This window comes from Allochromatium humboldtianum, assembly GCF_013385175.1.
Classification (GTDB): Bacteria; Pseudomonadota; Gammaproteobacteria; order Chromatiales; family Chromatiaceae; genus Thermochromatium; species Thermochromatium humboldtianum.
On record NZ_JABZEO010000001.1, the window covers coordinates 98,835 to 113,184 of the forward strand.

14 protein-coding genes are annotated in these 14,350 nt (G+C 66.2%); 9 read left to right on the forward strand and 5 right to left on the reverse strand.

The genetic code is table 11. The annotated features are described in order from the left end of the window. Positions 1-3 precede the first annotated feature (3 nt). From trxC to greA, 4 genes are all read left to right on the forward strand, one after another. On the forward strand, positions 4-444 hold the full coding sequence (gene trxC, locus HW932_RS00465; protein WP_176974537.1) for a thioredoxin TrxC: 441 nt from the start codon (positions 4-6) through the stop codon (positions 442-444). A 208-nt stretch (positions 445-652) separates the two neighbouring features. Further along, positions 653-1,798, forward strand: a complete 1,146-nt coding sequence (gene carA, locus HW932_RS00470) for a glutamine-hydrolyzing carbamoyl-phosphate synthase small subunit (RefSeq protein WP_176974538.1) — start codon at positions 653-655, stop codon at positions 1,796-1,798. A gap of 123 nt (positions 1,799-1,921) precedes the next feature. Next, positions 1,922-5,131, forward strand: a complete 3,210-nt coding sequence (carB, locus tag HW932_RS00475; protein ID WP_176974539.1) for a carbamoyl-phosphate synthase large subunit — start codon at positions 1,922-1,924, stop codon at positions 5,129-5,131. 116 nt (positions 5,132-5,247) lie between these two features. Then, positions 5,248-5,724, forward strand: a complete 477-nt coding sequence (greA, locus tag HW932_RS00480) for a transcription elongation factor GreA (protein ID WP_176974540.1) — start codon at positions 5,248-5,250, stop codon at positions 5,722-5,724. A gap of 19 nt (positions 5,725-5,743) precedes the next feature. On the opposite strand, the gene HW932_RS00485 is transcribed toward greA, so the two are convergent. From HW932_RS00485 to HW932_RS00500, 4 genes are read right to left on the reverse strand one after another with little or no spacing between them, the layout of a single operon-like run. Continuing rightward, positions 5,744-6,529, reverse strand: a complete 786-nt coding sequence (locus tag HW932_RS00485; RefSeq protein WP_176974541.1) for a MinD/ParA family protein — start codon at positions 6,527-6,529, stop codon at positions 5,744-5,746. A gap of 13 nt (positions 6,530-6,542) precedes the next feature. Then, complete coding sequence (locus HW932_RS00490; protein ID WP_176974542.1) at positions 6,543-7,511, reverse strand: SPOR domain-containing protein; 969 nt, start codon at positions 7,509-7,511, stop codon at positions 6,543-6,545. Continuing rightward, on the reverse strand, positions 7,508-8,842 hold the full coding sequence (locus HW932_RS00495) for a ParA family protein (RefSeq protein ID WP_176974543.1): 1,335 nt from the start codon (positions 8,840-8,842) through the stop codon (positions 7,508-7,510). The genes HW932_RS00490 and HW932_RS00495 overlap by 4 nt, the downstream gene beginning before the upstream one ends. A gap of 17 nt (positions 8,843-8,859) precedes the next feature. Further along, positions 8,860-9,723 carry an SDR family oxidoreductase gene (locus tag HW932_RS00500; RefSeq protein ID WP_176974544.1) on the reverse strand — a complete coding sequence of 288 codons (864 nt, stop codon included), beginning with the start codon at positions 9,721-9,723 and terminating at the stop codon, positions 8,860-8,862. 214 nt (positions 9,724-9,937) lie between these two features. Between HW932_RS00500 and HW932_RS00505 the strand changes: the two genes are divergently transcribed. From HW932_RS00505 to HW932_RS00515, 3 genes are all read left to right on the forward strand, one after another. Next, positions 9,938-10,240, forward strand: coding sequence for an FmdB family zinc ribbon protein (locus tag HW932_RS00505; RefSeq protein WP_176974545.1), 303 nt, complete (start codon positions 9,938-9,940; stop codon positions 10,238-10,240). Positions 10,241-10,320: 80 nt separating this feature from the next. Next, the gene (locus HW932_RS00510; protein ID WP_176974546.1) at positions 10,321-10,548 is read left to right on the forward strand and encodes a DUF433 domain-containing protein; all 228 of its coding nucleotides are present in this window, start codon (positions 10,321-10,323) and stop codon (positions 10,546-10,548) included. Continuing rightward, entirely contained in the window at positions 10,545-10,895 is a 351-nt protein-coding gene (locus HW932_RS00515) for a DUF5615 family PIN-like protein (RefSeq protein WP_176974547.1), read from the forward strand. The genes HW932_RS00510 and HW932_RS00515 overlap by 4 nt, the downstream gene beginning before the upstream one ends. Before the next feature lie 38 nt (positions 10,896-10,933). On the opposite strand, the gene HW932_RS00520 is transcribed toward HW932_RS00515, so the two are convergent. Continuing rightward, positions 10,934-11,929 carry a DUF72 domain-containing protein gene (locus HW932_RS00520; RefSeq protein ID WP_176974548.1) on the reverse strand — a complete coding sequence of 332 codons (996 nt, stop codon included), beginning with the start codon at positions 11,927-11,929 and terminating at the stop codon, positions 10,934-10,936. 147 nt (positions 11,930-12,076) lie between these two features. On the opposite strand from HW932_RS00520, the gene aspS reads away from it, so the two are divergent. Both aspS and nudB read left to right on the forward strand, forming a co-directional pair. Then, complete coding sequence (gene aspS, locus HW932_RS00525; RefSeq protein WP_176974549.1) at positions 12,077-13,855, forward strand: aspartate--tRNA ligase; 1,779 nt, start codon at positions 12,077-12,079, stop codon at positions 13,853-13,855. Then, positions 13,852-14,304 (forward strand): dihydroneopterin triphosphate diphosphatase, encoded by a 453-nt coding sequence (nudB, locus tag HW932_RS00530; protein WP_176974550.1) that lies wholly within the window; start codon positions 13,852-13,854, stop codon positions 14,302-14,304. The genes aspS and nudB overlap by 4 nt, the downstream gene beginning before the upstream one ends. Positions 14,305-14,350 lie beyond the last annotated feature (46 nt).

The window sequence follows — 14,350 nt, forward strand, 5'->3', positions numbered from 1 at the left end:
AGCATGTCCCAATCCCTGCACGTCGTTTGTCCACAATGTGACGCCGTCAATCGGTTGCCCGCCGAACGTCTCGGGTCCGACCCCAAGTGCGGCAAGTGCCGTGCGCCGCTGTTTTCCGGCCATCCGCTGGCGCTCGATGCGGCGCGTTTCGAGCGGCATCTCACGCGCGGCGATCTGCCGCTCCTGGTCGATTTCTGGGCGCCCTGGTGCGGACCCTGCCGGATGATGGCGCCGGCCTTCGAGTCGGCGGCAGGGCGTCTGGAGCCGGCCGTGCGTCTGATCAAGGTCGATACCGAGCAGGAGCAGGGCTTGGCCGGGCGCCTGGGGATTCGCAGTATCCCGACCCTGATCCTCTTCCACGGCGGAACCGAGGTCGCCCGTCAGGCGGGCGCCATGGACGCGGCCAACATCGAGGCTTGGGCGCGGCGGTCTCTCGGGCGATAGCGACATGCCACGAGCGCCGACCCTCACGAGGGTGATGGGGCGGATGTTGACTGCATGGCGGCGAAACTGCCGCGCGCGTGGACAGCCCAGCGCCGGTTCTCTAGAATACCGAAGATTTAGCGCGTCGCCGCCAAAGCGACCTTGAAACGTGCCAGTGTCGTCGATCCAGGACGATCGCACGTCCTCGCCCCCGATTTCGGAGACACCCTTGAGAAAACCCGCGATTTTGGTTCTGGAAGACGGCTCGGTCTTTCGCGGAACGTCGATCGGCGCCGACGGCTCCAGCGTCGGCGAGGTCGTCTTCAATACGTCCATGTCCGGCTACCAGGAGATCCTGACCGATCCCTCCTATCTGCGCCAGCTCGTCACCCTGACCTATCCGCACATCGGCAACGTCGGCGCCAACCCTGAGGACGAGGAGTCGGGCGCCATCCAGGCGGCTGGACTCATCGTGCGCGATCTGCCGGCACGGGCGAGCAACTTCCGCCTGGCCGAGTCGCTCGACGCCTATCTGACCCGTCACGACGTGGTCGGGATCGCCGATATCGACACCCGCCGTCTCACCCGTATCCTGCGTGAGAAAGGCGCCCAGAACGGCTGCATCCAGGCCGGAGACGCCATCGACGAGGCGGCCGCGCTCGCCGAGGCGCGCGCCTTCCCCGGACTCAAGGGCATGGATCTGGCCCAGCACGCCTCGACCCAGGAAGCCTATCCCTGGACCCAGGGCTCCTGGACGCTCGACGGCGGACTGCCCGAGCCGCTCAAGCCGGTCGACGGCAAGCTGCCCTATCATGTCGTCGCCTACGACTACGGCATCAAGCGCAACATCCTGCGGATGCTGGTCGATCGCGGCTGTCATGTCACCGTGGTTCCGGCGCACATGCCGGCGACGACCGTGCTGGCGCTCGAACCCGATGGCGTGTTTCTGTCCAATGGGCCGGGCGACCCGGAGCCGTGCGATTACGCCATCGCCGCCATCCGCGAGCTGCTGGAGACCGACATCCCGATCTTCGGCATCTGTCTCGGTCATCAGCTGCTCGGCCTGGCCTGCGGCGCCCGGACGCTCAAGATGAAGTTCGGCCATCACGGCGCCAACCATCCGGTGCAGGATCTCAAGACCGGCGCGGTCATGATCAGCAGCCAGAACCACGGCTTTGCGGTCGACGAGTCGACCCTGCCCGAGACGCTGGAGGCGACCCATCGCTCGCTGTTCGACGGCTCGCTCCAGGGTCTCCATCATCGTCAGCGCCCGGCCTTCAGCTTCCAGGGGCATCCCGAGGCCAGTCCGGGACCGCACGACGTGGCGCCCGTCTTCGACCATTTCATCGACCTGATGCGGGAGCGCAAGTCGTAGAGTACTCAGGCGTACCCGAATGCTCAGGGCATCGACCGACAGCCCTGAGTCGACCCGCTCCCGAATGCCCGACCGCCCCTGTGCCCGACATCGCCCACCTTTCCGAACCCCGCGTGAGACCCCATGCCCAAGCGTACCGACATCCATAGCATCCTGATCATCGGCTCCGGCCCCATCGTCATCGGTCAAGCGTGCGAATTCGACTACTCCGGCGCGCAGGCCTGCAAGGCGCTGCGCGAGGAGGGCTATCGGGTCATCCTGGTCAACTCCAACCCGGCCACCATCATGACCGACCCGGAGATGGCCGACGCGACCTATATCGAGCCGGTCACCTGGCGCGCGGTCGCTTCCATCATCGAGCAGGAGCGCCCGGACGCGCTCTTGCCGACCATGGGCGGTCAGACCGCGCTCAACTGCGCGCTCGATCTGGTGCGCGAAGGGGTGCTGGAGAAGTTCGGCGTCGAGCTGATCGGCGCCTCGCGCGAGGCCATCGACAAGGCCGAGGACCGCGACCTGTTCCGTCAGGCGATGCGCAAGATCGGGCTCGACATGCCACGTTCGGCCATCGCCCACAGTCTGGAAGAGGCGATCCAGGTCCAGGCGCCGATCGGCTTCCCGACCATCATCCGTCCATCCTTCACCATGGGCGGCAGCGGCGGCGGCATCGCCTACAACCAGGAGGAGTTTGAGGAGATCTGCCGGCGCGGTCTGGATCTGTCGCCGACCAAGGAACTGCTGATCGAAGAATCCGTACTCGGCTGGAAGGAGTACGAGATGGAGGTGGTCCGCGACCATGCGGACAACTGCATCATCATCTGCTCGATCGAGAACTTCGACCCCATGGGGGTGCACACCGGCGACTCGATCACGGTCGCTCCGGCCCAGACGCTCACTGATCGCGAATACCAGATCATGCGGAATGCTTCGATCGCCGTACTGCGCGAGATCGGCGTCGACACCGGCGGCTCGAACGTGCAGTTCGCGATCAATCCCGCCGACGGGCGCATGATCGTCATCGAGATGAACCCGCGCGTCTCGCGCTCCTCGGCGCTCGCCTCCAAGGCCACCGGCTTCCCGATCGCCAAGGTCGCGGCCAAGCTCGCCGTCGGCTACACGCTCGACGAGCTCAAGAACGACATCACCGGCGGCGCGACGCCGGCCTCGTTCGAGCCGACCATCGACTATGTCGTCACCAAGATCCCGCGTTTCGCCTTCGAGAAGTTCCCGCTGGCCGATGCGCGTCTGACGACGCAGATGAAGTCGGTCGGCGAGGTCATGGCCATCGGCCGCACCTTCCAGGAGTCCTTGCAGAAAGCGCTGCGCGGACTGGAGATCGACCGTTACGGACTCGACGAGATCGTGGACCTCAACGACCCGGACGCGCTCGACACCATCCGGCTCGAAGTGCGCCAGACCGGCGCCGAGCGGCTGTTCTATGTCGCCGATGCCTTCCGCGCCGGCATGAGTCTCGACGAGATCCATGAACTGAGCCGCATCGATCCCTGGTTCCTCGCCCAGATCGAAGATCTGATCCACGCTGAATCCGAGACGCGCGCCGCCGGCCGCGCCGGACTGACCCTGGAGCGCCTGCGTGCGCTCAAGCGCCAGGGCTTCGCCGACCGGCGCATCGCGCGTCTGGTGGGCGCTCAGGAATCTGAGATCCGCGCCCTGCGTCATGAGATGGGGCTGCATCCGGTCTACAAGCGGGTCGACACCTGCGCGGCCGAGTTCGCCTCCAGCACCGCCTATATGTATTCGACCTACGAGGAAGAGTGCGAAGCCGAGCCGAGCGACCGCGAGAAGATCATGGTCCTGGGCGGCGGACCCAACCGCATCGGCCAGGGCATCGAGTTCGACTACTGCTGTGTCCATGCCGCTTTCGCCATGCGCGAGGACGGCTATGAGACCATCATGGTCAACTGCAACCCCGAGACGGTTTCGACCGACTACGACACCTCGGATCGGCTCTACTTCGAGCCGCTGACGCTCGAAGACGTGCTGGAGATCGTCGAGAAGGAAAAGCCGAAGGGTGTCATCGTCCAGTACGGCGGTCAGACCCCGTTGAAACTCGCTCGTGCCTTGGAAGCCGCCGGCGTGCCCATCATCGGCACCACGCCCGACAGCATCGACCTGGCCGAGGACCGCGAGCGCTTCCAGCAGCTCATCCAGGAGCTGGGTCTGCGTCAGCCGCCCAACGCCACCGCGCGCAGCGAGGACGAGGCCGTCGAGCGCGCCGCCGCCATCGGTTATCCGCTGGTGGTGCGTCCGTCCTATGTGCTCGGCGGACGGGCGATGGAGATCGTCTACGATGAGACCGATCTCAAGCGCTACATGCGCGAGGCGGTGCGTGTCTCCAATGAGTCTCCGGTGCTGCTCGACCGCTTCCTCGACGACGCCATCGAGGTCGACGTCGACGCCATCTGCGACGGCAGCGAGGTGCTGATCGGCGGCATCATGGAACACATCGAGCAGGCCGGCGTGCACTCGGGCGACTCGGCCTGTTCGCTGCCGCCCTACACCCTGTCACCCGCGATCCAGGACCGGATGCGCGAACAGATGGTCAAGATGGCGCGCGCGCTCAACGTGGTCGGCCTGATGAACGCCCAGTTCGCGATCAAGGGCGACGAGATCTTCATCCTCGAAGTCAACCCGCGCGCTTCGCGCACCGTGCCCTTCGTCTCCAAGGCGATCGGTCTGGCGCTGGCCAAGGTCGCCGCGCGCTGCATGGCCGGGCGCTCGCTGGAGGAGCAGGGCCATCGGCGCGAAGTCCGGCCCAAGCACTATTTCGTCAAGGAAGCCGTGTTCCCCTTCGTCAAGTTCCCCGGCGTCGACACCCTGCTCGGGCCTGAGATGAAGTCCACCGGCGAGGTGATGGGCGTGGGCGAGACCTTCGGCGAAGCCTATGCCAAGGCCCAGGAAGGCGCGGGAAGCCTGCTGCCGCGCAAGGGCGGCAAGGCCATGCTCAGCGTGCGCGAGGCTGACAAGGCGCGTCTGGTCCAAGTTGCGCGTGATCTGCTCGAATTCGGCTTCACCCTCTATGCGACTCACGGTACGGCTGAGGCGGTGCGTGCTGCCGGACTGCCCTGCACCGGCGTGAACAAGGTCGCCGAGGGTCGCCCGCATATCGTCGACATGATCAAGAACAACGAGGCCAGCTTCATCGTCAACACCACTGAAGGGGCCAAGGCGATCGCCGACTCGGCCGCCATCCGTCGCGCTGCGCTCCAGCACAAGGTGCCCTATACCACCACCATCGCCGGGGCCGAGGCCACCTGCATGGCGCTCAAGCAACTGGACATCCTGAGCGTCAATCGGTTACAAGATCTTTACTGAACCTGCCTCGCACCGCGCCATTGACGCGCGGTGTGAAGCTCAAAGGCCCGCAAGGGGTCAGCGCCGCCTGGGAAGTCTCTTCCCGGCGGCGCTTTCACATGAAGAGGAAATCCATGATGAACAAAGTCCCTCTGACCGCCAGAGGCGCCGAGAAATTGCGTGAAGAGTTGGAGCAGCTCAAGCGTGTCGAGCGTCCACGGATCATCGAAGCCATCGCCGAGGCGCGCGCGCACGGCGATCTGAAGGAGAACGCCGAATATCACGCCGCACGTGAGCAGCAGGGCTTCGTCGAGGGCCGCATCAAGGACATCGAAGGCAAGCTCTCGCACGCCCACATCATCGACGTGACCACGATGCCGCACAACGGCAAGGTGATCTTCGGGGCCACGGTCAAGGTGCTCGAACTGGAGACCGACGAGGAGCACTGCTACCAGATCGTCGGCGAGGACGAGGCGGATCTGAAGCAGGGTCTGATCTCGGTCGGTTCGCCTCTGGCGCGCTGTCTGATCGGCAAAGCCGAGGGTGACGTCGCCTCGCTTCAGGCGCCCGGCGGGCTGCGCGAGTTCGAGATCCTGGAAGTCCAGTACGTCTGAGTCCGCGCCCGATCCGGCCTCAGTGCCCGATCAGGCGTTTCAGGAAGCGTCCAAGGCTGCTGGTGAGATTGGGTGTATGGCCGTTGACCAGTCGGGTCGCGGCCTGCTCGATGCACCGGGCGCTCGTCGAGCCGGGGTTGAGGATCAGATGTGGTTTCTGCGCCAGGATGCTGCGCTCGATGAGGCTGTCGACCGGGACGTGCCCGACGAACTCGAGCGTGCCGTTCATGAACCGATCGGTCACGCCCGCCAGCCGGGTGGCGACCCGCTTGGCATCGGCGGGTGAGGGCGCGCAGTTGACCAGCAGCTTGAGCGGCTTGGACTCCTGCGCCAGGATGGTCTTGATGATGCCGTAGGCATCGGTCAGTGAGGTCGGATGCGGCGTGGTGACGACCAGCACGTCATCGGCCGCCAGCACGAAGCGCACGACGTTGTCGCCGATACCGGCCCCTGTGTCGATGATGAGGAAGTCGTAGCCATTGAGCGCCTCCAGATCCTGCATGACCTGCACGCGCTCGCGTTCCCCCAGATCCGCCAGTTCGGCGATGCCGTTGGCTCCGGCGATGAGATCCAGACCATAGGGCGTCGGGATCACGATCTGAGCCAGGGTCTTGTGGCCCCGGATGACGTCATGGATGGTGTGCTTGGGGATGATCCCCAGCATCACGTTGAGATTGGCCAGCCCCAGATCGCCGTCGAGCAGCAGCACCTTGCGGCCCGAGCGCGCGAGCGCGATGCCCAGATTGATCGAGAGCGTGGTCTTGCCGACCCCGCCCTTGCCGGATGTGACACAGAGGGTACGCATGGAGCCTGCTTGACTATCTCGTCGCTGAGGATGGGAGTGCGTCGACGGACGCGGCGCCTGGAGCCGGCGATTCGTCGCCACGCACGACCATGCACTTCAGTCCGGTCGCCGCGCGCAGACGTTGGCACCAGGCGCCGGCCTCCGTCTGGCTCGTCCAGTCGAGCGCGCGCAGGCGATAGAGGCCGTTGGGACTCGCCTGGCTGATCGTCAGGGTCAGACCTGAGACCTTGTCGCCATGGAAACGCCGGAGGTCGTCGCGGTCGCGCTCGACCCTGGACAGCGAGCGACCGGCCAGGAGCTGCACCTGCCAGCGTCCGGTGTTCGCCGCCTGTTCGATGGGGGCCGGCGTGTCGGCGACCCGTTCATCGACGGGTTCGGCTGTCGTTTCCGGCGCGGTCTCCTGGGGCGCTCGTCCCGCGTCTTCACTCGATCCATCGCGACTTGGCTCCATGGACGTCGCGGGTGGCGTCTCCGGCGCCGGAGGCGAAGCCTTCTCGGCTGCTTCAGGGATCAGCGATGGATTGGCCGCCGGTGTCTCGATCGGCTCCGGCGCGACGGGCATGGCTGGTGGAGCCGGCGCGACCGGCGGGGCGGGCAAGGCGGGAGGCTGAGGCGCCGAGATCGGGATCTCGGTCTTCTCGTTCGGTTCGACTGGCTCAACCTCCCGTGCCGGCGTCTTGTCGTCCTTGGCGGTGCGCGGTGCGGATTCGAAGGCGCCCGACTCGACGCGCGACTCCAGCAGCTTCAGCGCCTCCTGGAGCGAACTGGCGTCCGACTGCGCCACGTCGATGGAGCGGGGCAGCGGCTGAGTCGCCGGCGGCAGACGCTCCAGCCAGCGCGCCTCATCGCCAGCGGATGCGGCTGTCGGGCGTGGGAGCGGCTGAACCACATCGGCCCAGACCGATGTCAGGGAGACGCCGAACGTCAGGGTCAGTGCCAGACTGCCAATGACGCCTCGGCTCAGTGTGTTGTCGCGTGTCATGGGTCGACCTCCATCGATGGCAATACGACCAGGCACTCGGCTGGTCTGCTTGACGTGGCGTGCCCGGCGCATTCGATCAGGCGCGCGCGATTGGTCTCCAGCAGGCGCGCGGCCAGGAGCAGTTCACGATAGGCGCGTTCGTCGGCGCGCGCCAGGAGTTGGCTGCCGGCCTCCCACTGCCGTTCGGAGCCGATGAGACGCGCCGCCAGATCCAGACGGCGCTGTTCGTCGATCCGCCAGGGCTGGAGCCAGACCGACAGCGCCCCGGCCAGCAGGATCAGTACCAGCGTCAGCCAGGTCGCGCGGCCCGGACGCCGGTCGAGCGAGAAACGGTGCCGTGGCGCGGCGGCATCGAACAGGGCGCCGAGCGCCTCGGTATCCTGATGACGCATGGCCTGCTCGGGGTCGTAGAGTTTTGAGAGCGGGTCGAGCCGCCAGTTCTCGATGCCCTGGGTCAGACGGGCGCGATGGTGTTCCAGACGCTCCGCGCGCGCACTGGGGCGCCAGCCGCCGTCCGGACGATCGCCACGTTCGCCCAGCATCAACCATTCGGCGGCCAGACTCAGATAGGCCTGGCTGATCTCGCGGGTCAGGGCGGACATCAACAGCGGCTGAGTCGGTGTCTCGGTCTTGGTGAGCCTTGAGTCGAACGGGATCTCGGTGGCGAGCGCCATGCGACCATGCTCGTGTCGCGCCTGAGCGCTCAGATTCCTGGAGGTCGCGGTCGCGGCCCGTCTGCCGATCAGCAGCGAGACTCCGTAGAGCGGTTGCGGACGACCGGCGCGCAACTCGTTGACCTGCTTGAGCAACTGCGGCAGCGTATCGAGCGCCGGGGCATCGGCGGCGAGCGGCAGCAGGATCCGGTGCGCCGCGATCAGGGCATTGCCGGTCAGGACGTCGAGCGAGGGCGGACAGTCGAGGATGACATGATCGAAATCGAGCGACAGCGCCGGCAGGGTCGCCAGGGCCTGATAGAGACAGGTCAGCGAATCCTCGTCCTCAGCGGGATCTGTGTCGAGTGCCGCCAGCTCGGGGTCGGCCGGGGCCAGATAGAACTGCGGGATCTTGGTGGCGGCGATCATGTCGCGCGTGACGGCCCGTTCGCGCAGCACGCGCTCGGTGCCGCCGCGTTCCCGTCCCGCCACGCCCATGGCCCGACTGGCGCCGCCCTCGGGGTCGAGATCCAGCAGCAGCACCGAGCGTCCGGCGGCGGCCAGTCCCATGGCGAGATTGACGGCGGTCGTGGTGGCGCCCACGCCCGCGCGCTGACCGAAGACAGCGACGATCTCGGGCGTGGGGCCTGTGGATTCGGATCTCTGCGTGCGTGTCATGGTCCGGTGTTCCTGGTTCAGCCTTCTCCACCGCGCGACACCCGCGCGAGGAACCAGTCCAGCCCGCTGGTCGGCAGCAGACGCTTGAGCGTGCCGAGCAGATGGGTGGGGAAGGTGACATAATACCGCGCCCGCGGGCGTGGGCTCTCCAGGGCATGGATGAGCTTGGCGCAGACCGCCTCCGGCCCGAGGGTGAAGGGCTGGGCCGGACCCTCCTTGGTCAGACGCGATTCGGCCCGGCGGTAGGCGTCGCGATGGACGCTCGACTCGCGGTCGATGTTGGAGCGGAAGGCGCGATGCGCGTTGTCGCGGAAGCGGCTGAGGATCGGCCCCGGCTCGATCAGCGAGACCGAGATCCCCGAACCGCGCAGTTCCAGCCGCAGGGTGTCGGTCAGACCTTCGAGCGCGTACTTGCTGGCGACATAGGCGCCGCGATAGGGCAGGGGGATGAAACCGAGGATGGAGCTGTTCTGCACGATTCGTCCCCGCCCCTGGCGGCGCATGAGCGGGATGACGCGACAGGTCAGGTCGTGCCAGCCGAGCAGGTTGGTTTCGAGCTGGGCGCGCAGCACATCGCGGCTCAGATCCTCGACCGCGCCCGGCTGACCATAGGCGCCGTTGTTGAAGAGCGCATCGAGCCGTCCGCCGGTCAGCTCCAGCGTGCGTTCCAGCGCCGCGCCGATGCTCGCCGGATCGTCCAGATCCAGTCGCACCGCGCTCAGTCCCTCCGCTTCGAGTCGGGCGACGTCCTCGGGACGGCGCGCCGAAGCGATCACCTGCCAGCCGCGCCGTGCCAGTTCATGCGCGCAGTGGTGGCCGATGCCGCTGGAGCAGCCGGTGATGAGGATGGAACTGGGGCTGGTGGTTGCGTTCGCGTGCATCTGAAAAAGGTCTGAACCTGAGTGACGAGGGACCGGGCGGGCGTCCGTGCGGCGCGCGACCGAGCGTCGAGTGCGGCTGGAGGCTCCTGGGGTCGGCATTAACGCCAATCCGGCCCCGTCACGCAACCGGATTTGATTTCGATGGCGCAATCCACATCTGGGGCGCCGTCGCAAACGTCATGTCATCATCCATTTCGAATTGTGAGGAAAAACGATGCCGATCTACGAATATCGCTGCGAACACTGTGGTCATGAGCTGGAGAAGATGCAGAAGATCAGCGACGCGCCGCTGACCGACTGCCCGGAGTGCGGCCAGCCTGCCCTCAAGAAGCTGATCTCGGCGGCCGGTTTCCGCCTCAAGGGCGGCGGCTGGTACGAGACCGACTTCAAGAAGTCCGGCGACAAAAAGAAGAATCTGCACGACGGCGGCGGCGAGAAGAAGGAGTCGGCGGCCAAGACGGACAGTGCGGGTTCCTCCGGCTCCAGCGGTAGCGGCGCGGCCAAGAGCGCCGCCTGAGTAGCCTTGGCGCCACGCGCTGGCCAAAGCGCCGTTTGGAGAGTGGGCGTGCAGTGAGTACATGTGTACGGGAGACGAGCATGATCGACAGGCAGCGAATTACCATCGAGCCAGGCAAACGGGGCGGTAAACCCTGTATTCGCCACATGCGGATCACGGTCTACGACGTGCTGGATTTTTTGGCCAGTGGGCTGACGATCGAACAGGTGCTGGAAGAGTACCCGGAGCTGGAGCGCAAAGATGTTTTGGCCTGTCTGGCCTTTGCCGCTGACCGCGAGCACCGTGTGGCGAATCTGTGCGTCGCATGAAGCTCCTGCTGGATCAGAATATCTCTCGGCGCATCGTGCCGAGCTTGCAAGCTCAATACCCAGGCTCCAGTCAGGTGGCCTTGCTGGGACTGGATCGTGCATCTGACTCAGCGATCTGGGATTACGCTTCGGTGCATGGCTACACGATCGTGACCAAGGACGCGGATTTCGAGGAAATGACGCTGGTCCGAGGCAGTCCGCCAAAGGTCATCTGGCTCCGACTCGGGAATGTCAGCAATCAGATGGTCCTGGAGACTCTCATCAATCACCATGCCACGATCGAGGCATTGATCGAGCGGCACGATTTGAGCTGTCTGGAGATTCTGTCGGTCAACGCCGGCATGTGAGCGGCTTTGGGCTGCTTGAAACCAATTGCCGAACGTACTCAGTCACGCTGTTCGCTCAGGGTTCCGGCCAGCCCGATCAGGCTCAGCGGCGCACAGCCCTCGGCCTTGTTGTTGGCGATGACATAGACCTCGCGTCCGGCGCTCAGCGCTTCGGAGACGAGCCGGGCAATCTGATCGCGTGCGGTCGCGTCCGGCTCGCGCAGTCGGTCGAAGGGCTGATAGAGATTCCGGGCCTCGGTGTAGCCGCGATTGGCGCGCAGCATCCAGCGCAGCACCAACGGGCCGGGCGGAAGATCGGCGAACAGCGCCTGCTGACGATCGAGCGCGGGCAGGCGCGGGTGCAGGCTGAGCGCGGCCTGGGCGCCGCCGTGGCGCAGAGCCTCCACCAGATCGCGCGTCAGCAGCTCGCGATCGCGCACCTCGACGGCATAACAGGGTCCGGTCGGCAAGCGACGTAGGAAGCGGTACAGATCCTCGGCAAAGCGGCGTGGGTTGGCGGTGATCGTCTCGCCGAGCGGCGGAAACTGGAGCAGCAGCACACCACCACGCATCCCCAGCCCCTCGACGAAGGGCCGGACCGACTGCTCGGTCGCCCGCCCAGGGTCGAGAAAACCGGGATTCGCTTCGACCGGACGCCCGCCGCCGGCTCGTATGACCGCATCGGTGATCGCCGCCGGCATCTTGACCAGAAAACGGAAATCCTCCGGAACCTGCTCGGCATAGGCGCGCAGACGTTCGGTCGGCGCCGGCGCGTGGTAGGCGCTGTCGACGCCGACGGTGCGCAGCAACGGATGCTGGGCATAGGCACTCAATCCATGCCGCGACAGAGCGCGCGGATTGGCCGTCGGCGCATAGATCAGGCCGAGCCAGCCCGGAAACGACCAGGACGAGGTGCCGAGCCTCAGCCGGTCGGGTAGGGCACAGGCGAGTTCGCGCGCCTGGGTCCAGGCGTCGCGCGCCGGCTCGACGGATACCGACTCGGGTGCCGCGTCCGGCGTGCCCGCGAACAGATCCAGTTGGTTCGATGACTTCATGCGTTCATGATCCCATACAGGTGATCGATTCCGGTCCGCCCTTGCGCTAAACCGTTGCGACCAGTAATCTTTCACGCTTTTTCATGATGGTTCCGGCCCTGTTTGCGCCGGGTCCGTCCACCTTGAACAAGACGGGGCGATAGAGCGATGCGCACGCAGTATTGTGGGGATTTGAACAGCCAGCATACAGGCCAGGAGGTCGTCCTCTGCGGCTGGGTGCAGCGCCGGCGCGACCACGGCGGGGTCATCTTCATCGACCTGCGCGACCGCGAGGGTCTGGTTCAGGTGGTGTTCGACCCGGATCGCGCCGAGGTGTTTGCGCGCGCCGAACAGGTGCGCAGCGAATACGTGCTCAAGATCACCGGCCGGGTGCGTCCGCGTCCCGAGGGAACCATCAACCCGGATCTGCCGACCGGCGAGATCGAGATCCTGGGACTCGACCTGGAGATCCTGAACGCCGCCGAGACCCCGCCGATCCAGCTCGACAGCCATGCGGCGGACGCCTCCGAGGAACTGCGTCTGCGCTATCGCTATCTGGATCTGCGCCGTCCCGAGATGCAGGCGCGTCTGCGCACCCGCAGTCGCGTCACCCAGGCGATGCGCCGCTTTCTCGACGAGCGCGGCTTCCTCGACATCGAGACGCCCATTCTGACCAAGTCCACGCCCGAGGGCGCGCGCGACTATCTGGTGCCCAGCCGCACCCATCCCGGCGAGTTCTTCGCCCTGCCCCAGTCGCCCCAGCTCTTCAAGCAGCTGCTGATGATGTCGGGCCTGGACCGTTACTATCAGATCGCGCGCTGCTTCCGCGACGAGGATCTGCGCGCCGACCGTCAGCCCGAGTTCACTCAGCTCGACATCGAAGTCTCGTTCATGAGCGAAGATGAGCTGATGGAGCTGATGGAGGGCATGATCCGTAGCCTGTTCAGTGAGGTGATCGGCGTCGAACTGCCCGATCCCTTCCCGCGTCTGACCTATGCCGAGGCCATGCGCCGCTTCGGTTCCGACCGGCCCGATCTGCGCGTGCCGCTGGAACTGATCGATGTCGCGGATCTGATGGACGAGGTCGATTTCCAGGTCTTCGCCGGTCCGGCCAAGGATCCCGAGGGGCGCGTGGTCGCGCTGCGTCTGCCCAAGGGCGGCGAACTCTCGCGCAAGGAGATCGACGGCTACACTCAGTTCGTCGGCATCTATGGGGCCAAGGGTCTGGCCTATATCAAGGTCAACGAGTGGGCGGCGAAGGGGCGCGAGGGGCTGCAATCGCCGATCGTCAAAAACCTGCCCGACAGCGCGCTGCAGGGCATCATGGAACGCACCGGGGCCGTGGACGGCGACCTGATCTTCTTCGGCGCCGACAAGGCGCGTGTGGTCAACGAGTCGATCGGCGCGCTGCGCGTCAAGCTCGGCCAGGATCGCGGCTTGCTGGAAGGCGAGTGGCGTCCGCTGTGGGTGGTCGATTTCCCGATGTTCGAGCACGACCCGGCCAACGGGCGCTGGGTGGCGCTGCATCATCCCTTCACCGCGCCCAAGGACGAGCACCTCGGCCTGCTGGAGAGCGATCCGGGCGCCTGTCTCTCGCGCGCCTATGACATGGTGCTCAACGGCACCGAGCTGGGCGGCGGCTCGATCCGTATCCATCGCGATGCGGTGCAGCGTCAGGTGTTCAAGCTCCTGAACATCAGCGACGAACAGGCCGAGGAACGCTTCGGCTTCCTGCTCAAGGCGCTGCGCTTCGGCTGCCCGCCGCACGGTGGTCTGGCCTTCGGTCTGGACCGGCTGGTGATGCTGATGACGGGCGCCAGCTCCATCCGTGACGTCATGGCCTTCCCCAAGACCCAGACGGCGGCCTGTCTGCTCACCGACGCCCCCTCGACCGTCGACGAGGCCCAGCTCAAGGAACTGTCGCTGCGGCTGCGGACACGCGCTTGAGCCGCACCGAACGCAAGCGGGCGCAGTCGGCGCTGGTCGTCGTCTGCACCCGTGGCGGCGACTTCCTGCTGATGCGCCGCACGCGCCCGGTCGGGTTCTGGCAGTCGGTCACGGGCAGTCTCGCGCCCGGCGAGACACCCCGGCACGCGGCCGTGCGCGAGGTCTGGGAAGAGACCGGACTGCGTGCCGGCGGGGCGCTGATCGATCTGCGTCAGTCGGTGCTGTTTCCGATCATCCCCGCCTGGCGTCATCGCTATGCGCCCAACGTCTGCTTCAACCGCGAATATCGCTTCGCCCTGGTGCTGGACTCGCGGCGGCTGGTGCGGCTCAACCCGCGCGAGCATCTCGAATACCGCTGGCTCCCGGCCCGCGAGGCCGCCGAGCTGACCGGCTCCTGGACCAACCGCGAGACCATCGAAACGGTCGAGGCGCGTCGGGCGTGGCTTTGAGCCTTCGGGCGGTCGCCCCCATCTCCCGTCGACCGCCCGGAGCCTG